The sequence below is a fragment of the Rahnella inusitata genome (assembly GCF_018288855.1).
In the GTDB taxonomy this organism is placed as follows: domain Bacteria; phylum Pseudomonadota; class Gammaproteobacteria; order Enterobacterales; family Enterobacteriaceae; genus Rahnella; species Rahnella inusitata.
Window position 1 is genome coordinate 3,220,034 of record NZ_CP065024.1, and the last position, 16,924, is coordinate 3,236,957.

At 49.6% G+C, this 16,924-nt stretch carries 14 protein-coding genes; 4 read left to right on the forward strand and 10 right to left on the reverse strand.

Annotation, left to right across the window (positions count from 1 at the left end; all coding sequences use genetic code 11):
- Nucleotides 1–27: 27 nt before the first annotated feature.
- The 4 genes from rfbD to galU form a co-directional block, all read right to left on the reverse strand.
- On the reverse strand, nucleotides 28–927 hold the full coding sequence (rfbD, locus tag I2123_RS15035; RefSeq protein ID WP_213050877.1) for a dTDP-4-dehydrorhamnose reductase: 900 nt from the start codon (nucleotides 925–927) through the stop codon (nucleotides 28–30).
- On the reverse strand, nucleotides 927–2,012 hold the full coding sequence (rfbB, locus tag I2123_RS15040; protein ID WP_213050878.1) for a dTDP-glucose 4,6-dehydratase: 1,086 nt from the start codon (nucleotides 2,010–2,012) through the stop codon (nucleotides 927–929). The genes rfbD and rfbB overlap by 1 nt, the downstream gene beginning before the upstream one ends.
- Nucleotides 2,013–2,066: 54 nt before the next feature.
- Nucleotides 2,067–3,104: a UDP-N-acetylglucosamine--undecaprenyl-phosphate N-acetylglucosaminephosphotransferase gene (gene wecA / locus I2123_RS15045; protein WP_213050879.1), complete on the reverse strand. Its 1,038-nt coding sequence runs from the start codon at nucleotides 3,102–3,104 to the stop codon at nucleotides 2,067–2,069.
- A gap of 951 nt (nucleotides 3,105–4,055) precedes the next feature.
- Nucleotides 4,056–4,943, reverse strand: a complete 888-nt coding sequence (galU, locus tag I2123_RS15050) for a UTP--glucose-1-phosphate uridylyltransferase GalU (RefSeq protein ID WP_112164398.1) — start codon at nucleotides 4,941–4,943, stop codon at nucleotides 4,056–4,058.
- A 464-nt stretch (nucleotides 4,944–5,407) separates the two neighbouring features.
- On the opposite strand from galU, the gene I2123_RS15055 reads away from it, so the two are divergent.
- Nucleotides 5,408–6,997, forward strand: coding sequence for a TerC family protein (locus I2123_RS15055; protein ID WP_112164399.1), 1,590 nt, complete (start codon nucleotides 5,408–5,410; stop codon nucleotides 6,995–6,997).
- A 71-nt stretch (nucleotides 6,998–7,068) separates the two neighbouring features.
- Here the strand turns inward: I2123_RS15055 and asmA are convergent, their stop codons facing one another.
- The 4 genes from asmA to apbC all read right to left on the reverse strand — a co-directional run bounded on the left by asmA (nucleotide 7,069) and on the right by apbC (nucleotide 11,479).
- Nucleotides 7,069–8,919 (reverse strand): outer membrane assembly protein AsmA, encoded by a 1,851-nt coding sequence (gene asmA, locus I2123_RS15060; RefSeq protein WP_213050880.1) that lies wholly within the window; start codon nucleotides 8,917–8,919, stop codon nucleotides 7,069–7,071.
- Between the two features lie 44 nt (nucleotides 8,920–8,963).
- The gene (dcd, locus tag I2123_RS15065; RefSeq protein ID WP_056769537.1) at nucleotides 8,964–9,545 is read right to left on the reverse strand and encodes a dCTP deaminase; all 582 of its coding nucleotides are present in this window, start codon (nucleotides 9,543–9,545) and stop codon (nucleotides 8,964–8,966) included.
- Nucleotides 9,546–9,578: 33 nt separating this feature from the next.
- Nucleotides 9,579–10,220 (reverse strand): uridine kinase, encoded by a 642-nt coding sequence (gene udk / locus I2123_RS15070; RefSeq protein ID WP_056769536.1) that lies wholly within the window; start codon nucleotides 10,218–10,220, stop codon nucleotides 9,579–9,581.
- A 146-nt stretch (nucleotides 10,221–10,366) separates the two neighbouring features.
- On the reverse strand, nucleotides 10,367–11,479 hold the full coding sequence (gene apbC / locus I2123_RS15075; protein ID WP_213050881.1) for an iron-sulfur cluster carrier protein ApbC: 1,113 nt from the start codon (nucleotides 11,477–11,479) through the stop codon (nucleotides 10,367–10,369).
- Nucleotides 11,480–11,642: 163 nt separating this feature from the next.
- Here apbC and metG point away from each other — a divergent pair, with 163 nt between their 5' ends.
- Nucleotides 11,643–13,676 (forward strand): methionine--tRNA ligase, encoded by a 2,034-nt coding sequence (gene metG, locus I2123_RS15080; RefSeq protein ID WP_112164402.1) that lies wholly within the window; start codon nucleotides 11,643–11,645, stop codon nucleotides 13,674–13,676.
- A gap of 45 nt (nucleotides 13,677–13,721) precedes the next feature.
- On the opposite strand, the gene I2123_RS15085 is transcribed toward metG, so the two are convergent.
- Nucleotides 13,722–14,009 (reverse strand): DUF1127 domain-containing protein, encoded by a 288-nt coding sequence (locus I2123_RS15085; RefSeq protein ID WP_112164403.1) that lies wholly within the window; start codon nucleotides 14,007–14,009, stop codon nucleotides 13,722–13,724.
- 168 nt (nucleotides 14,010–14,177) lie between these two features.
- On the opposite strand from I2123_RS15085, the gene I2123_RS15090 reads away from it, so the two are divergent.
- Nucleotides 14,178–15,596, forward strand: coding sequence for an aminotransferase-like domain-containing protein (locus tag I2123_RS15090; protein ID WP_112164404.1), 1,419 nt, complete (start codon nucleotides 14,178–14,180; stop codon nucleotides 15,594–15,596).
- A 24-nt stretch (nucleotides 15,597–15,620) separates the two neighbouring features.
- Nucleotides 15,621–16,511 carry a LysR substrate-binding domain-containing protein gene (locus I2123_RS15095; protein WP_112164405.1) on the forward strand — a complete coding sequence of 297 codons (891 nt, stop codon included), beginning with the start codon at nucleotides 15,621–15,623 and terminating at the stop codon, nucleotides 16,509–16,511.
- A gap of 59 nt (nucleotides 16,512–16,570) precedes the next feature.
- Here I2123_RS15095 and I2123_RS15100 read toward each other — a convergent pair whose 3' ends face one another.
- Nucleotides 16,571–16,846, reverse strand: a complete 276-nt coding sequence (locus tag I2123_RS15100) for a CBU_0592 family membrane protein (RefSeq protein ID WP_112164507.1) — start codon at nucleotides 16,844–16,846, stop codon at nucleotides 16,571–16,573.
- Between the last annotated feature and the right edge of the window lie 78 nt (nucleotides 16,847–16,924).

Sequence of the window (16,924 nt, forward strand, 5' to 3'; positions counted from 1 at the left end):
GGGCAATAATTATTTAACTAGTGACTATTACAGACCCGAAGGTGTGAACAATTCAGCGAGCATGCGTTTAACCCCGACATCCCAGCGTGGCAGTGTTAAATCAAAGGTCTGTTGAAACTTACTATTATCAAGACGTGAATTATTTGGGCGTCGGGCGGGCGTAGGATATGCGCTCGTTGCAACCGGATGAGTTTGCTTTAACGCGAGTTCATAACCCGCACTTTGCGCTTCAGTGAAGACCACATTTGCAAAATCAAACCAGGTCGTTATGCCAGAGGCAACAAGATGATACAGACCGGCTACTTCAGGCTTGCGCATTGCGGTTGTTATAGCATGCGCGGTACAGTCGGCGAGAAGTTCAGCACCGGTTGGCGCACCAAACTGGTCATTGATAATTGAAAGCTCTTCCCGGTCTTTTGCAAGACGAAGCATGGTTTTTGCAAAGTTATTCCCTTTGCCAGCATATACCCAGCTTGTGCGAAAAATCAGGTGCTTAGTGCAATGCTTCTGAACAGCAATTTCACCGGCAAGCTTGGTTTCACCGTAGGTATTCAATGGTCCGGTTGCATCATCTTCTGACCAGGGTTTATCACCGTCGCCTGGGAACACGTAATCAGTAGAATAATGGACTAACCATGCACCGATTAAGGCAGCCTCTTTTGCAATCGCCTCAACACTCGTCGCATTCAGCAATTGGGCGAAATCAGGTTCTGATTCTGCTTTATCAACTGCGGTATGTGCAGCAGCATTCACGATAACATCAGGTTTAATCCGGCGAACGGTTTCAGCTATCCCTTCTGGATTGCTGAAATCACCGCAGTATTCTTTTGAATGCACGTCAAGGGCAATCACATTTCCTAAAGGAGCCAGAGCGCGCTGTAATTCCCAACCTACCTGGCCTGTTTTGCCAAACAGAAGAATATCCATTATTTGCGATCTCCATAATTCTGCTCAACCCAAGATTTATAAGCACCGCTTTTGATGTTATCAACCCACTTCTTATTATCTAAATACCATTGAACTGTTTTACGAATACCACTTTCAAACGTTTCAAGTGGCTTCCAGTTTAATTCCTGATTAATTTTATCTGCATCAATGGCATAACGACGGTCATGACCAGGGCGATCGGCGACGTAAGTGATTTGTTCGCGATAGGAAACGCCTTTTGGGACAATTTCATCAAGCAAATCGCAAATGGTCAGCACTACGTCGATATTTTTCTTCTCATTGTGTCCACCGATGTTATAGGTCTCACCAATTATACCCTCGGTGACGACGGTATAAAGCGCGCGCGCATGATCCTCAACGTACAACCAGTCACGGATCTGATCGCCCTTACCGTAAATCGGCAGATTTTTGCCTTCCAGTGCGTTAAGGATGACTAATGGAATGAGTTTTTCAGGAAAGTGATATGGACCGTAGTTGTTTGAACAGTTAGTCACAATACATGGCAGGCCATAGGTACGCTGCCATGCACGAACAAGATGGTCGCTTGAGGCTTTAGATGCGGAGTAAGGGCTACTTGGCGCGTAAGGCGTCTTTTCTGTGAACAGAGGCAGTGCCTCCTGGCTTTGCCACTCATCAGGATGGGGTAAATCACCATAGACTTCATCGGTAGAAATATGATGGAAGCGGAAAACGTCTTTTCTTTCCTGATTCAGCTGCGACCAATATGCGCGAGTGGCCTCAAGCAAGGTATAAGTCCCTACGATGTTAGTCTCGATGAAATCAGCTGGGCCGGTGATAGATCGATCAACGTGACTTTCTGCAGCGAGATGCATTACCGCATCAGGTTGATGTGTTACAAAAATCTGATCAAGAGCGACCTTATCGCAAATATCTGCCTGAACAAAAGTGTAGCGTTCGTTATCAGATACCTTCTCAACCGATTCAAGATTCCCAGCGTATGTGAGTTTATCAACGTTGATAATGCTGTCATTGGTATTATTTATGATATGACGAACAACTGCAGAACCAATAAAACCGGCACCACCAGTAACTAAAATTTTCATTTATAGTCTCTCTTTAACAAATAACATCTTTATTTTAAATAGGTTAGCTTTGGCTTAGCAATTATTCTCTTTGAGCGCGCCTGTTCTGGCAAGTTTATTAATGAATAGTACGAACGCTACAAAACAGAGAATAAAGAAAACCAGAACAGCAAGCTGATTGTAGTTTTTATAATCGGCAAAAATACCCACTACCGAAAATGAAATAGATATCGCTAACACTATTATCAATGCAGTAGAATGCCTGAAACCGTATTTCAAAAGAATATGATGTAAATGCTCACGGTCCGGTTTAAAAGGGCTGTCTCCCCTGCGTACTCTCGCAACCATCACACGGATCATATCCATCAATGGCACGGCGATGATCCATAGTGCAGTAACCGGATGTAAGATTGCTGTAGTCCCCTGCGTTGCCAGAATAATTAACCAGATAACGGTAAATCCAATCAAAGTACTTCCGGCATCCCCCATGAAGACTTTAAATTTACGTCCCCACGGGATGCCTAAGTTCAGCAGGATGTAAGGGATACAGGCAATTGTCAGACAAATACACCACTGCGCCAGTTCAACGTTACTATGTAGTGAAAAGGCTACACCTAACGAGGCAAAACTGACGCAAGATAAAGCACCAAGCAATCCGTCAATTCCATCCACCATATTGAAGGCATTAATTGCACACATAACGGCGAATATTGTCACTACATATCCCAAAATACCTAAACCAACCGGGTAGCCCAAAAAAATATCACCGAGTGAAGCAAGATGTAATCCACTAAACATCATGACTATGGCCACAAATGCTTGCAAAGCTATACGGGGTGTAACAGGCAAATCGTAACGATCATCCAGGACGCCGACAAGTAATAGTAAGCTGGTACAAATGATGTAATAGCTAAAATTTGGGAACCAATCAGGCTGCAAGAAAAACAATACCCAAATAGATATGTATATTGAAACGCCCCCGACCAGAGGAATATGCCCATTGTGATGTTTCCTCGCATTAGGTTTGTCTACCAACCCAACACGACGCGCAATTTTACGGGCAACAAATAATGAAGCTAACGCACTGAAAAATATTATAATATATTCTTGCATGACCGCACCATGTTCAATCGATTAATGTTTTAAATTACTTCAAGCTTTATTAATAACGCTAACTAAGCGGTGTTTTTTAAGAATTTAGTATTTTAATCAATTTTTAAATTTTTTATTTAGGTTATGTACTTAACTTATCTGAATGTGTTATCCATATAGTTTCGGAAAACATATCCACTTTGTCGCTTGCGTACAGCCGGAAATGGTTAAAAACCACGCTACCGCCCTTGGCTCACAAGCTACCAATGCACTTATCCTACATACCTAGTTGAAACAAACCTTAAACCATGTACAACACCAGGCAACTATCTCGATAAGGCTGTCTCACAAAACTCAACTGGCAATTTTTAACCTAATTATGTTTGATAGCAACATGTAATCATCTTAAAAATCCAGCTGCGCGTCGATACTGACACGTCATTTACGATGGTAAGCGTTGAAGATGTCTGGTCCTGATAACACAAAAATTTCAACAGCAGGCTTTTATATAAGATATTCAATAGCCTATATGAAATAACATCGTAGATGATTCAAAGCAATATCAGAGAGCCTGCGTATCTTTCCACAACAATTACTTGATCAGCCGCTTAAAAATTGTCAATCAAGAGTATAATTTTTAAACACATCGCCCGGCATGAAAATTACTGATATAGCCTAGCTCAATACTTCGCAGAACGCAGCCTTAATCCTATCTTTTCGTTGGTAAATGTATGTTTTAACGACATCATTGCTTAGATAACGTACAAGGCATTTATGAATTCGATTTAAATGCAATAAACATAATTACTTATAAACTGGGTGACCGGTTATTTATTATTCCTGCGCATCATTCGATATTTATAAAGCTGCCTAGGGGGCATTCTGGGCAGGTGTATTAATTGCATAACCACTAATTTCAGCTATAAAAAAGCACCATCAAGATGGTGCTTTCCATACAGGTCTTGAGCGCTATTACTCGCCTGTAAACTCTTTCAGCCACGCTTTAAAAGCATCACCCTGTGAGTTATGACGTACGCCGTACTCAACAAAGGCTTTCATGTAACCGAGTTTGTCACCACAGTCGTGTGAACGGCCGGTCATGGTAAATGCTTCAACGGTTTTCTTCTTCATCAACAGGGCAATAGCATCTGTCAGCTGAATTTCGTTGCCTGCACCATAAGGAGTAATTGCCAGCAGTGGCCAGATATCTTCGGAGAATACATAGCGCCCTACTACCGCCAGGTTAGACGGTGCATCTTTACGCTCAGGTTTTTCAACGATTGCGGTCATTGGTGTACTTTTACCAGGTTCACCTTCAACCCCATTACAGTCGACAACGCCGTATTTAGACACGTCTTCTTCCGGCACTTCTTCAACCATAACCTGGCTGTTACCTGTTTCTTTGAAACGGGTCAACATAGCGGCAAGGTTATCCTTGCGCAGATCGCTGGTGGAATCATCCATCAGGACGTCAGGCAGAATAACCGCAAAAGGTGAATTGCCAATCAATGGCTTAGCGCAAAGAACTGCGTGACCCAGGCCTTTTGACTGCCCCTGACGCACGTTCATTATCGTCACACCCTTAGGACAGATGGACTGAACTTCTTCAAGCAGCTGGCGCTTAACGCGTGTTTCCAACATGCTTTCCAATTCAAATGAGGTATCGAAGTGGTTTTCGATGGCATTTTTTGAGGAATGCGTAACCAGAATGATTTCTTTGATGCCCGCCGCAGCACATTCGTTAACGATGTACTGGATCAGAGGCTTATCGACGATTGGCAGCATTTCTTTCGGAATTGCTTTCGTCGCTGGCAACATACGTGTGCCCAGACCGGCAACAGGGATAACAGCTTTTAACATTGTAAAGGATACTCCTTGAAACCTATTGTGTGTAAATCCAGTCGGTTAACGTGAGTAATCACAATGAGTTCACCAGACTGAAATTGAAAATACAAACTTATTGCCCAGCACGATATTTTTCTTTACCGAGTATAGTCCCTGTCGTTTCGTTTAGGAAAACCATACTGCGAACTTCAGAACATCAAGTACATAGCCTGTCTATGTGATTACGATACCAGTAAGCAGCACCAAACGGTAAGCTAAAGACTCAAATTTAGGAATGTTGAACCTGTTCGACGATTTTATCATCACAAATTGCTGCTTTCCAAATCAGATCGATAACTCATATTTATCGAGTCCCCCTAAGCCTACTTTGCTCCACTTTTCTTAAGGTACCCTGCTGTTTTAGATTTGAATTTTCCGCGCCTGACGCCCATTATTCACCGTGCGGCAACCGCCGTGTAACTAAAGGTGAAAAACGCAATATGGAATGGATCGCCGATCCGTCGATTTGGGCCGGGCTGGCTACCCTGGTAGTACTCGAAATTGTTCTGGGCATAGACAATCTTATTTTTATCGCCATTTTGGCTGAAAAACTTCCGCGCCAGCAGCGTGACAAGGCCCGTGTTACCGGGCTTTTACTCGCATTAGTGATGCGCTTATTGCTGCTGGCCTGTATTTCGTGGCTATCTACGCTCACTCGCCCCCTGCTTACTGTGCTCGGGCATGCGTTCAGTGCCAGAGATATGATCATGCTAACCGGCGGGGTGTTCCTGCTCTTTAAAGCCACCATGGAATTGAATGAACGGCTTGAAGGGAAGGATGAGGAACAAACGCAACAGCATACGGGAGCCAAATTCTGGGCGGTAGTCGCGCAAATTGTGGTTCTGGATGCCGTCTTCTCCTTGGACTCCGTCATCACTGCCGTCGGGATGGTCGATCATTTAGCCGTCATGATGGTCGCGGTTTGTATCGCCATCGGCCTGATGTTGCTGGCAAGCCGCCCGCTTACGCGCTTTGTGAATGCACACCCGACGATTGTGATTTTGTGTCTCAGTTTCCTGCTGATGATCGGCTTCAGTCTGGTCGCTGAGGCCTTTGGTTATGCGATCCCGAAAGGTTATCTGTACGCGGCCATTGGTTTCTCGGTAATTATCGAAGCACTGAACCAGCTGGCACAGTTCAACCGCCGACGCTTTTTATCTTCACGCCGTTCATTGCGTGAACGTACTGCAGAAACGGTACTTCGCGTTCTTCGTGGTAAACATGAAGAAGCCGAGCTGGATGCCCATTCCTCCAGCATGATCGCTGACAGCGCTAATGAAGAGGATGCGATTTTCAATCAGCAGGAACGCCATATGATTGAACGTGTTCTCGGGCTCGGGCAGCGCACCGTCAGCAGTGTCATGACCTCGCGGCATGATGTCGATAATCTTGAACTGAATGACCCGGTTGACGTGCTGACGCAGCAAATTGCCAATAATCAGCACACCCGCATGCTGGTGACTGAAGACAGTTCGACTGACGAACCGTTGGGCGTGGTGCACGTTGTGGACTTGCTCAAACAGCAACTGCTGGAAAATGAGTTAGATCTTAAAGCGCTGATCCGTCAGCCGCTGATTTTCCCGGAGCAGCTTTCCCTGTTGATGGCGCTGGAACAGTTCCGTCAGGCGAAAACGCATTTTGCGTTTGTGGTGGATGAGTTCGGTTCAGTTGAAGGGATCGTGACGCTGACGGATGTCATGGAAACGATCGCCGGTAACCTGCCTGAATCTGATGAAACGCCGGATGCGCGCCATGACATACAGCAGTTGGAAGATGGCACCTGGATTGCTAACGGCTACATGCCGCTTGAGGATTTGGTGATGTACATTCCCCTGCCGGTTGATGAGAAACGTGAATACCACACGCTCGCCGGGCTGCTGATGGAGCATACGCAGAGCATCCCACAGGTGGGCGCGCAGATTACCATTCACGACTATCTGTTCGAACCGCTGGATGTCAGCAGCCATCGTATTTTGAAAGTGAAAATTACTCCTCTCAAAACAGCTGAGGATAACGACTACGAAGTCTGAAGCTGAATTAAAAAAAACGGGTGCCTGATTCAGGCACCCGTTTTTTATATTCGAAAGACGTGGGTAACGCGTTACTTATTCAGAAACTTCTGCACATCTTCGTTTTCTTTACTGTCTTTACGCTTATCAATCCAGTTTTGAATCGCGCTGCGGGCGCTTTGTTCCAGCGTGCGCCTCAGCACCTGATCAACCTGCAACTGATAACCCATCTGCGCCCACGGACCGTAAACGCGCAAAGGAATGTCAGTCGTTTTGAGCGTATTGATCAGATTGCTGTCACCTTTCCAGCCACCTGTGACGCGGATCAGTAAGTTCATATCTACCTGCTGATCGGCCATGTCGATGCTACCGTTCCCTTTCGCATTCACCATCGGCGACTGACCTTGAAGATTAGTGAGCGTCAGTGTGCCATCGGCAAGCTTGCCTTCAGCTTTGAGCGTATCAATCTGGCTATAGTGATCGTAGCGCTCGAGCCCCTGCACCTTGTCGCTGCTGCGTGCAACGGCCTGCTGAATAAGCTGCTGAATATTAATGCCATTGAGGTGAGCATTCTCCATTGAAAGCTGCCCTTCCCCCTGCCAGCGTCGTGCGAAATCCGCGGCAGAAAGCCCTTTGCCGTTAACATCGCCTTTCATCGAGAAACTGCCGGTCAGCGCTTTCGGCAGACCATAGGCCGCCAGCAAATCACCCAGCTCGATTTTGTCCACATCCGGCATCAGGTGCACCTGAATCTGTTTACCGGTCACGTCCATATCACCGGGCAGTGAAAATTTCCCGCTGCCCATAATGCCGCTAAAGGTAGATAACTTAACCTGACCCTGCTGATTGTCTGCATTCAGCGCCAGATTTTGGATCTTCATACCACGATAGGTTAAATCAGCGACTTTCAACGTCAGCCTGGCATTAAAGTTCTGCAAACTGCTCAACCCGTTCGGCTGGTCGTCAACATCTCGGGCAATCACCGGCGCGGATGTCACGGAGGGCGCGTTTTCCGTTGTCTGTTCATCGGTTTTAGGCTGCCATCCGCTGAGCGCATCAAGGTCGAGTTTGTTAGCGGTTAAATCCAGCTGATAATTAGTGCTGTCTCCGAGTGTGGCTGAGGCAGTGCCAGAGACCTGATTATCGTTGGCGGTTAAATCCAGCTGGCTCAGCGTGACAGTGTCGGTATCGCGCTGATAGCTGGCCTGCATTGCACCGTTACCCTGTACGCCCTTAACCGGAATATCTGCGCCGTTTAGCTGATAGCTAAACTTGCTAATATTCGCCGCAAAGGCCTGCGGATAATGCTGCATATCCAGTTCAGCTTTCATCGTGAAAGCGAGATCGCGCTGATTACGACTGATGCGGCTGGAAAGCTGAAGAGTTGCCTGTCGGTTGGCATCTTTTTCCATCTGCATATTGATATCGCGAACGTTGATGACATCATCATTGCCGCGTTGCCAGATAAGCAGACTGTCGACAACGCTTAATTTATCGATATCAAATTTCCAGCCCGCCTCGAGGGTCGGCGTTACCGGCGCAACAGGCGTTGGTGTGGAAGGCGCGACAGGAGCGTCAGGCTGATTCTCTTCGCTATCCGGCGTAAGACGAACGACTGCATTTTTTAGCAGGACCTGCTTCACCGCGAGCTGATGAGAAAGCAGCGGCAGGAGTTTGACATCCAGCCGCATGTTTTCGGCGCTGACCACCGGCGCTTTCGCTCCGGGCGCGGTCAGCGTAGTTTGTCCGGCGATAATGCTCAGCTGAGGCCAGACATGCCAGCGCAGTGAGCCGTTGATCGCCAGCTGATAGCCGCTTTTCATCTCAACCCTTTCCACCATATATTGGCGGAAGTCGTTCGGGTTAATCAGAAACACCAGCGAAGTCATGCCGGCAATGATAACCACCAGTAAAATCACCAGTGTCGTCAGTAGTCTTCTCATGCCTTCCTCACGTTTTTATCCGGCTTGCAGATAAAAAAGCTGTATCAGTCTTCATCAATACGGCTGGCAACCGCACTTTGCTGGTCGCGATATTTCGCATCCTGACGGCTGTTATAAGGACGCGCTGCCGGGCCAGATAACGGCTCGAAACTGAGTGCGCCAATCAGCATGCCGGGACGAAGTGCTAAGGGTAATTTGCCGGAATTATAGAATTCCAGCACGATACGCCCCTGCCAGCCGGGATCGATGCGGTGCGCAGTGACGTGAACCATTAAACCCAGACGCGCCAGAGATGAGCGCCCGTCCAGCCAGCCGACCAGATCATCGGGTATAGAAACCGTTTCAAACGTCACGGCAAGCGCCAGTTCACCTGGATGCAGGAAGAACGCTTCACCTTCCGGCAAAACAATTTCATCACTCATCACTTTATCGAGAGAGGCGCTGACTTCGTCCTTCGGGCCACTCAGATCGATAAAACCGGCGTTGTGCCCGAGAAATACGCGAAAGCCATTGCCCAGACGCACATCTACTGTAGCACCGTTAATACGTTCAACGGGCGGACGCGGTGAAATCCCTAATTTGCCACTGTCCAACCAGGCTTCTATATCTCGATCGCAAAGTCTCATCGTTTCTCCGGTATGTTTTCTACAGCTTGGCGATTAATTGAAAAACTGGCTGATTTTTGCCTTTAAGATATCAATCGCAATCCGGTTTTTTCCGCCACGCGGCACAATGATGTCTGCGTATTGTTTGGAAGGTTCGATAAATTGCAGGAACATCGGGCGGACGGTCTTCTGATACTGCGCCATCACGGAATCCATCGAACGGCCACGTTCGTTGACATCACGCTTCATGCGGCGCATCAGGCAGATATCAAGAGGTGTATCGACGAAGATAGAGAAGTTCATTTCCTGGCGCAGACGCACGTCGGTCAGCAGCAGGATCCCTTCAAGAATGATGACTTTTTTCGGTTTCAGCGTCACCGTTTCGGCAAGCCGGGTGTGTTCAATAAAGCTGTAGCTCGGCAGTTCAATTGCCTGACCTGATTTCAGCGCCTGTAAGTGCTGAAACAGCAAATTGTGATCCATCGCACTCGGATGGTCGTAGTTGGTTTTGACCCGCTCTTCCATGGTCATATGGCTTTGGTCTTTATAGTAGCAATCTTCGGGGATCACCCCGATGTGCTCATCGCCTACCTGATCACGAAGTTCACGGTATAACGTACTGGCGATAAGGCTTTTTCCCGAAGCAGATGCGCCAGCGATACCTACGATGACACACTGATGGAATTTGTCAGACATAAAATTAAAGACCTGATTTGGAAGTTGGAAGGCAAACACAGATATGTGCTTTGAACGCGGCAATTATAAGTTCAAGACACTGCCTGATGCCAGCGTTAAGGCTGTGTAATCGCTGACATCGGGCAATAAATCGCTGAGTTGAGAGATTAAACTGCGCGGAAAGCGATTTCTGTCGGAATTGCATCGCCCTTCCAGAACAGTTGTGACGCCACTTTTGATGCCAGTTCACGATAAATCGTTGTAAATTCGCTCTCAGGATTCGAAACGACCGTCGGCTCGCCGCGATCTAAATCTTCCCGTAGTGAGATGTGCAGCGGTAATTGCGCCAGCAGCTCACAGCGATATTTCTCTGCCAGACGCTGGGCGCCACCTGTACCAAATATCGGTTCGTGATGGCCACAGTTGCTACACACGTGCATGCTCATGTTTTCGATAATGCCCAACACCGGCACATGAACTTTCTCAAACATCACGATCCCTTTCATGGCATCGAGCAACGCGATGTCCTGCGGCGTGGTCACAACCACCGCCCCGGTCACCGGAATGTTTTGCGAGAGCGTCAGCTGAATATCACCGGTACCCGGCGGCAGGTCGATCACCAGATAATCCAGATCCGGCCACAGCGTATCCTGCAACATCTGCATCAGTGCCTTACTGGCCATCGGACCACGCCAGACCATGGCATTTTCATCAGTAACCAAATAACCAATCGAGTTGGTCGCCAGACCATGCGCCATAATCGGCGACATGTGTACGCCATCCGGTGACGTCGGTCGTTCATCTTCAGTACCCAACATATTTGGCACCGACGGTCCGTAAATATCCGCATCAAGAATCCCGACTTTGCCGCCCTCAGCCGCCAGCGCCAGTGCCAGATTCACCGCAGTGGTCGATTTCCCGACGCCGCCTTTTCCCGAACTGACCGCCAGAATATTGCGCACCCCTTTAATACCCGGCTGATCATTGGCTCGTTTCAGGGTGGCGATGTCGTGATGCAGGGTCCACTGGATTGCCGATGCACCGGTTACCCGCAGCAGTTCGCCGCTGGTTTCCTCTTTCAAAATCTCAAAACCGCTTTTCCAGGCGAAGGGCAGCGTCAGGTCGATATGTAAAACGTCGTCCATTAACACGCAATGATGCAATGCCTTAATGGCGTTGAGATCTTTTTGCAGGGTTGAATGACGAAAGGTGGCCAGTACGCCGGTCACTAGTGCGCGCAGCCCCGCGGGGGTGGTCTGCTGTGGGGATTGAGATGTCATCCCGGCTCCTTGAAACTGGTTATCAGACTATTTATTAAACGACTTATTCTTTAAATAGCATAACAGAAGGTTCATGCAGAGATCCCCCGTTTGTTTACGAGGGGCGGCGCTTTCGGTTAACATCAATCCCCCTGATTTCAACAACAGAAAGCAAGCTCTTACTATGGCTCAAGTCGCGAAAAAAATTTTGGTAACCTGTGCACTTCCGTACGCCAACGGATCCATCCATCTCGGTCACATGCTCGAGCACATCCAGGCTGACGTCTGGGTTCGTTTCCAGCGAATGCGCGGCCATGAGGTGCACTTCATCTGTGCGGACGATGCGCACGGCACGCCGATCATGCTGAAAGCTCAGCAACTCGGTATTAAGCCGGAAGAGATGATTGCCGAAATGAGCCAGGAGCATCAGAAAGATTTCGCCGGCTTTGGCATTAGCTACGACAACTATCACTCCACGCACAGCGACGAAAACCGTGAGCTGTCCGAGCTGATTTATGGTCGTCTGAAAGAAAATGGCTTCATCAAGAATCGCACCATTTCTCAGCTGTACGATCCGGAGAAAGGCATGTTCCTGCCTGACCGCTTCGTCAAAGGCACCTGCCCGAAATGTAAATCACCGGATCAGTACGGCGATAACTGCGAAGTTTGCGGCGCGACTTACAGCCCGACTGAACTGATCGAGCCGAAATCCGTGGTGTCCGGCGCGACGCCGGTCATGCGTGAGTCCGAGCACTACTTCTTCGACCTTCCAGAATTTAGCGCCATGTTGCAGGCGTGGACCCGTTCCGGTGCATTGCAGGAGCAGGTCGCCAATAAAATGCAGGAATGGTTTGAATCCGGCTTGCAACAGTGGGATATCTCCCGTGATGCGCCTTACTTCGGTTTCGAAATTCCGGATGCGCCGGGCAAATTTTTCTACGTCTGGCTGGATGCGCCAATCGGCTACATGGGTTCATTCAAAAACCTGTGCGACCGTCGCGGCGATCTGAACTTCGACGAGTTCTGGAAAAAAGATTCCACCACAGAGCTGTATCACTTCATCGGTAAAGACATCGTTTATTTCCACAGCCTGTTCTGGCCGGCGATGCTTGAGGGCAGTAATTTCCGTAAACCGACCAATCTGTTCGTTCATGGTTACGTCACGGTTAACGGTGCGAAGATGTCTAAATCGCGCGGCACGTTTATCAAGGCCAGCACCTATCTGAACCATCTGGATGCGGACTGCCTGCGTTATTACTACACCGCCAAACTGTCTTCGCGTATCGACGATATCGACCTGAATCTGGAAGATTTCGTGCAGCGCGTGAATGCCGATATCGTCAACAAAGTGGTGAATCTGGCGTCCCGTAATGCCGGTTTTATCGCCAAACGCTTTGACGGCAAACTGGCAGATAAGCTGGCTGACGAAGCGCTGTACAAAACCTTCACCGATGCGGCGGAAAGCATCGCGCAGGCCTACGACAGCCGCGAGTCTGGTCGCGCCATCCGTGAAATCATGGCGCTGGCCGATCTGGCTAACCGTTATGTGGATGAGCAGGCACCGTGGGTAGTGGCAAAACAGGATGGCCGCGACGCTGACTTGCAGGCGATTTGCTCAATGGGCATAAACCTGTTCCGTGTGCTGATGACCTACCTGAAACCGGTTCTGCCCTCGCTGGCCGAACGGACCGAAGCATTCCTTAACAACGAACTGAGCTGGGATTCCATTGCTCAGCCGTTGCTGTCGCATCAGGTCAATCCATTCAAAGCACTGTTTAACCGCATTGAGCTGGATAAAGTGGCAGCGATGGTCGATGCCTCAAAAGAAGATATTGCGGCGGCGAACGCGACCGTAGTGACAGGTCCGCTGGCGGATGACCCGATTCAGGAAACCATCACCTTCGATGATTTCGCTAAAGTCGACATGCGTATCGCGCTGATTAAAAGCGCTGATTTCGTGGAAGGTTCGGACAAACTGCTGCGGCTGCAACTCGATTTGGGCGGCGAAACGCGCCAGATTTTCTCCGGCATTCGCTCTGCGTATCCTGATCCAAAACTGCTGGAAGGCCGCCTGACCATCATGGTCGCAAACCTTGCACCGCGTAAAATGCGTTTTGGTATCTCCGAAGGGATGGTGATGGCAGCGGGTCCTGGTGGGAAAGACATCTTCCTGCTCAGCCCGGATTCCGGCGCACAGCCGGGGATGCAAGTGAAGTAAAAGCTCATAACTGCACCTCCCCCTGCGAAGGGGGAGGAAGCAAAATCATTTAGGCCAGTTCGGCCATACGCTGCGTGGATACTCCCTGTCGATATCCGATTTCGCCAGCCCAATATCCTTCAACTGATCCGTACTCAGCGAATGCAAAATCTTGCGGCTGACCCGGCGCTCATTCCAGCTGTAAATAGCGGCATACACTTGCCCGGCTAGCCCCGCTTTTTTGACCGGCGTCTGTACGGTATGTAACGGCGCAACGGTATCTGTTGCAATAACTCGTTCACAAACAACAATTTCACACGCTGCAAACTGACGTTCTTCAATGATATTTTTCATATTCTGCCCCTGTTAACGACCTGACAACAGGATCGGATAAACGGCCAAAACATTACAGATTCAGATTTTTAGTATTTCAACCATACAGATCTGGATTAGATGACAGATACAGGGTTAGATTGATTGCATCTGTACTGTTTTCTTTGCGCAGGAGTTGAGAAAAAGATAATGAACCGTTATGAAAATCTGGCAAACGTATTGAGCGACCGCATCGAGCAAGGTTTGTATCCCGCCGGTATCCGCCTGCCGTCGGTGCGCGTACTGAGCAGTGAACACGGCGTCAGCGTGAGTACGGTGCAGCAGGCTTACCGCGTGCTGGAGGAAAAACAACTGGTCGAAGCTCGCCCAAAATCCGGTTATTTTGTGAAAGGTGCACGCCTCCAGGCCGCCCTGCCCTCCGGCTGTCGCCCTGCGCAGCGCCCGGTGGAGATCTCCCAGTGGGAACAGGTGCTGGATCTCATCACTTCGCCACACCGGCCAGGCGTCGTGCAGCTGGGTCGCGGCTCGCCGGACGTTACCGCGCCCACCCTCAAACCGCTGAGCCGCCTGATGGGTCGCGCTGGTCAGCATCAGAATCTCAACGCGTTTCATTACGACAGCATCTACGGTTCGGAAGATTTACGGGAACAAATTGCCCGTCTGCTGATCGACAGCGGCAGCCACATGGATGCCAGCAATATTCTGATCACCACCGGCTGTCACGAAGCGCTGTCGATAGCCATCCGGTCGGTGTGCGAGCATGGCGATATTGTGGCGGTGGATTCGCCGAGTTTTCACGGTGCGATGCAAACTCTGAAAGGCTTCGGCATGAAAGCGCTGGAAATCCCTACCGATCCGGTCACGGGCATCAGTCTGGAAGCACTGGAAATGGCGCTGGAACAGTGGCCAATCAAAGCTATTCAGCTGACGCCCAACTGCAACAATCCGCTTGGCTACAACATGCCGGATGAGCGTAAAAAAGGTCTGCTGCGTCTGGCACAGCGCTACGATATTGCCATTATCGAAGACGATGTTTATGGCGAACTGGCGTATCAGTATCCCCGCCCGGCCACCATTACCTCATTTGATGAGGACGGTCGCGTGCTGCTGTGCAGTTCGTTTTCCAAAACGCTGGCACCCGGCCTGCGCGTCGGCTGGATTGCGCCGGGGCGTTATCACGACCGCGCGATCCATATGAAATACATCACCACCGGCGCGTCCGCCACGCTGCCGCAAATTGCTATTGCCGACTTCATCAAGCAGGGGCATTACCTGGTGCATTTACGCCGTATGCGCAATCAGTACCAGCGCAACCTGTGTACCATGACCGACTGGGTGATGAAGTATTTCCCGTGCGGTACACGCGTCAGCCGCCCTCAGGGCGGTTTTCTGCTGTGGATCGAACTTGATGAACGCGTCGATACGCTGCGGTTAAATCGCTTGCTGGAAGAACATAGCGTGCAGATCGCCATCGGCTCGATATTCTCCGCGTCGGGAAAATACCGTAATTGCCTGCGAATGAATTACGCCCAGACCCTGACTGCCAAAACCGAGCGCGCGGTACAGCGTGTGGGAATATTAGCGTCACAAATGCTGGAAAGTTGCTAAACGCCACCCGGAGAAATTGTCATCGTGCAGATAGAACCGTTACCGCCCCTGAACACGCTGGTGGCGTTTGAATGCGTGGCGCGCTATTGCAGCTTTTCCCGCGCCGCCGAAGAGCTGAACCTGACGCAAAGCGCCATCAGCCGCCAGATTATCCAGCTGGAAGAGATGCTCGGCTGTAAACTATTCCAGCGCGCTCAGCGCAAAACTACGCTGACGCCGCGCGGAGAGATCTATGCACAACAGGTGCGTAAACTGCTTGGCGACATTTCGCAGTCAACCGCCGAAGTCATGGGCTGGAACGGCCTGCCGCAGGTGACGCTGGCCTGCACCAGCGCGATGAGCGGGCTGTGGCTTTCGTCGCGGCTATCCACGCTGCGCCAGCTGATGCCGGATTTACAAATTCGCATGAAAATCTCCGACAGTTTTTCCGACCTGAAATCCTCAGAATTCGATCTGGCGATTTTCTACCTGCGCGAACCCCCTGCAGGCTATCACGTCGAGGCACTGTTCGATGAAGTCTGCTATCCCATGTGCTCACCGGAATTCCTCACCCGCCTTCCCCCACAGGCCAGCGCGGCAGATTTACTGGAGCAAACATTGCTGATTCAGGACGACCCGCAACGTGAGTGGACCGGCTGGCGGGACTGGTTTGCCTCGCAGGATATCGGCCACGTCTCGCCCCGCCGCACCTGGCGTGCCAACAACTACCCGTTTCTGGTGCAGTCAGCGGTGCTGGGGGATGGCATTTTACTGGGCTGGGAAGGGCTGGTGCAGGATTACGTCAACAGCGGGCAACTGGTCGCCGCGCATCCCGGTAAGCTGACTGCCGCCGGAAAATGCTACATGCTTACGCCGCAGGACAGATTCCTCAAACCAGTGGTGCATAAGGTGATTAACTGGCTGAAAAAGCCATGAAATGTAGCGCCTCCCCTTTAGCAGGTGAGGCGTTAAATAATAAAACTCTGATGTGTTAATTAAATATCCATCGGCGGTATTTTATTTTTCTCCAGATAACGGCGCTTTCTCGCAGAATTCATGCCAATTAATGTGAACAACAGCCAGCATGACTGCGAAATACAGGAGGCAAGGTTAAAATCATGGCTCAAAGAATACAGCCCGAACACACCGCCGATAATATTAAGATATGCGTAAGTATTAGCATCAACCGCTAGTCTGCGCATCTGGACCAACGCATAAGCCAGAAGATAACAAAACACACCAATTAACCCGACCACCGTATGCAGTTCCACCGGCCCTTTCCCTTTGCGAACGTTCATTACCCAGAAAAATAAAGCTTTTCAGGGTGTTCTGCCGCGCATTTTTCGCAT

Bases quoted from the DNA above. Each gene is read 5' to 3' on its own strand.
- rfbD (WP_213050877.1), bottom strand. From the start codon at position 927: ATGGATATTCTTCTGTTTGGCAAAACAGGCCAGGTAGGTTGGGAATTA.
- rfbB (WP_213050878.1), bottom strand. From the start codon at position 2,012: ATGAAAATTTTAGTTACTGGTGGTGCCGGTTTTATTGGTTCTGCAGTT.
- wecA (WP_213050879.1), bottom strand. From the start codon at position 3,104: ATGCAAGAATATATTATAATATTTTTCAGTGCGTTAGCTTCATTATTT.
- galU (WP_112164398.1), bottom strand. From the start codon at position 4,943: ATGTTAAAAGCTGTTATCCCTGTTGCCGGTCTGGGCACACGTATGTTG.
- I2123_RS15055 (WP_112164399.1), top strand. From the start codon at position 5,408: ATGGAATGGATCGCCGATCCGTCGATTTGGGCCGGGCTGGCTACCCTG.
- asmA (WP_213050880.1), bottom strand. From the start codon at position 8,919: ATGAGAAGACTACTGACGACACTGGTGATTTTACTGGTGGTTATCATT.
- dcd (WP_056769537.1), bottom strand. From the start codon at position 9,545: ATGAGACTTTGCGATCGAGATATAGAAGCCTGGTTGGACAGTGGCAAA.
- udk (WP_056769536.1), bottom strand. From the start codon at position 10,220: ATGTCTGACAAATTCCATCAGTGTGTCATCGTAGGTATCGCTGGCGCA.
- apbC (WP_213050881.1), bottom strand. From the start codon at position 11,479: ATGACATCTCAATCCCCACAGCAGACCACCCCCGCGGGGCTGCGCGCA.
- metG (WP_112164402.1), top strand. From the start codon at position 11,643: ATGGCTCAAGTCGCGAAAAAAATTTTGGTAACCTGTGCACTTCCGTAC.
- I2123_RS15085 (WP_112164403.1), bottom strand. From the start codon at position 14,009: ATGAAAAATATCATTGAAGAACGTCAGTTTGCAGCGTGTGAAATTGTT.
- I2123_RS15090 (WP_112164404.1), top strand. From the start codon at position 14,178: ATGAACCGTTATGAAAATCTGGCAAACGTATTGAGCGACCGCATCGAG.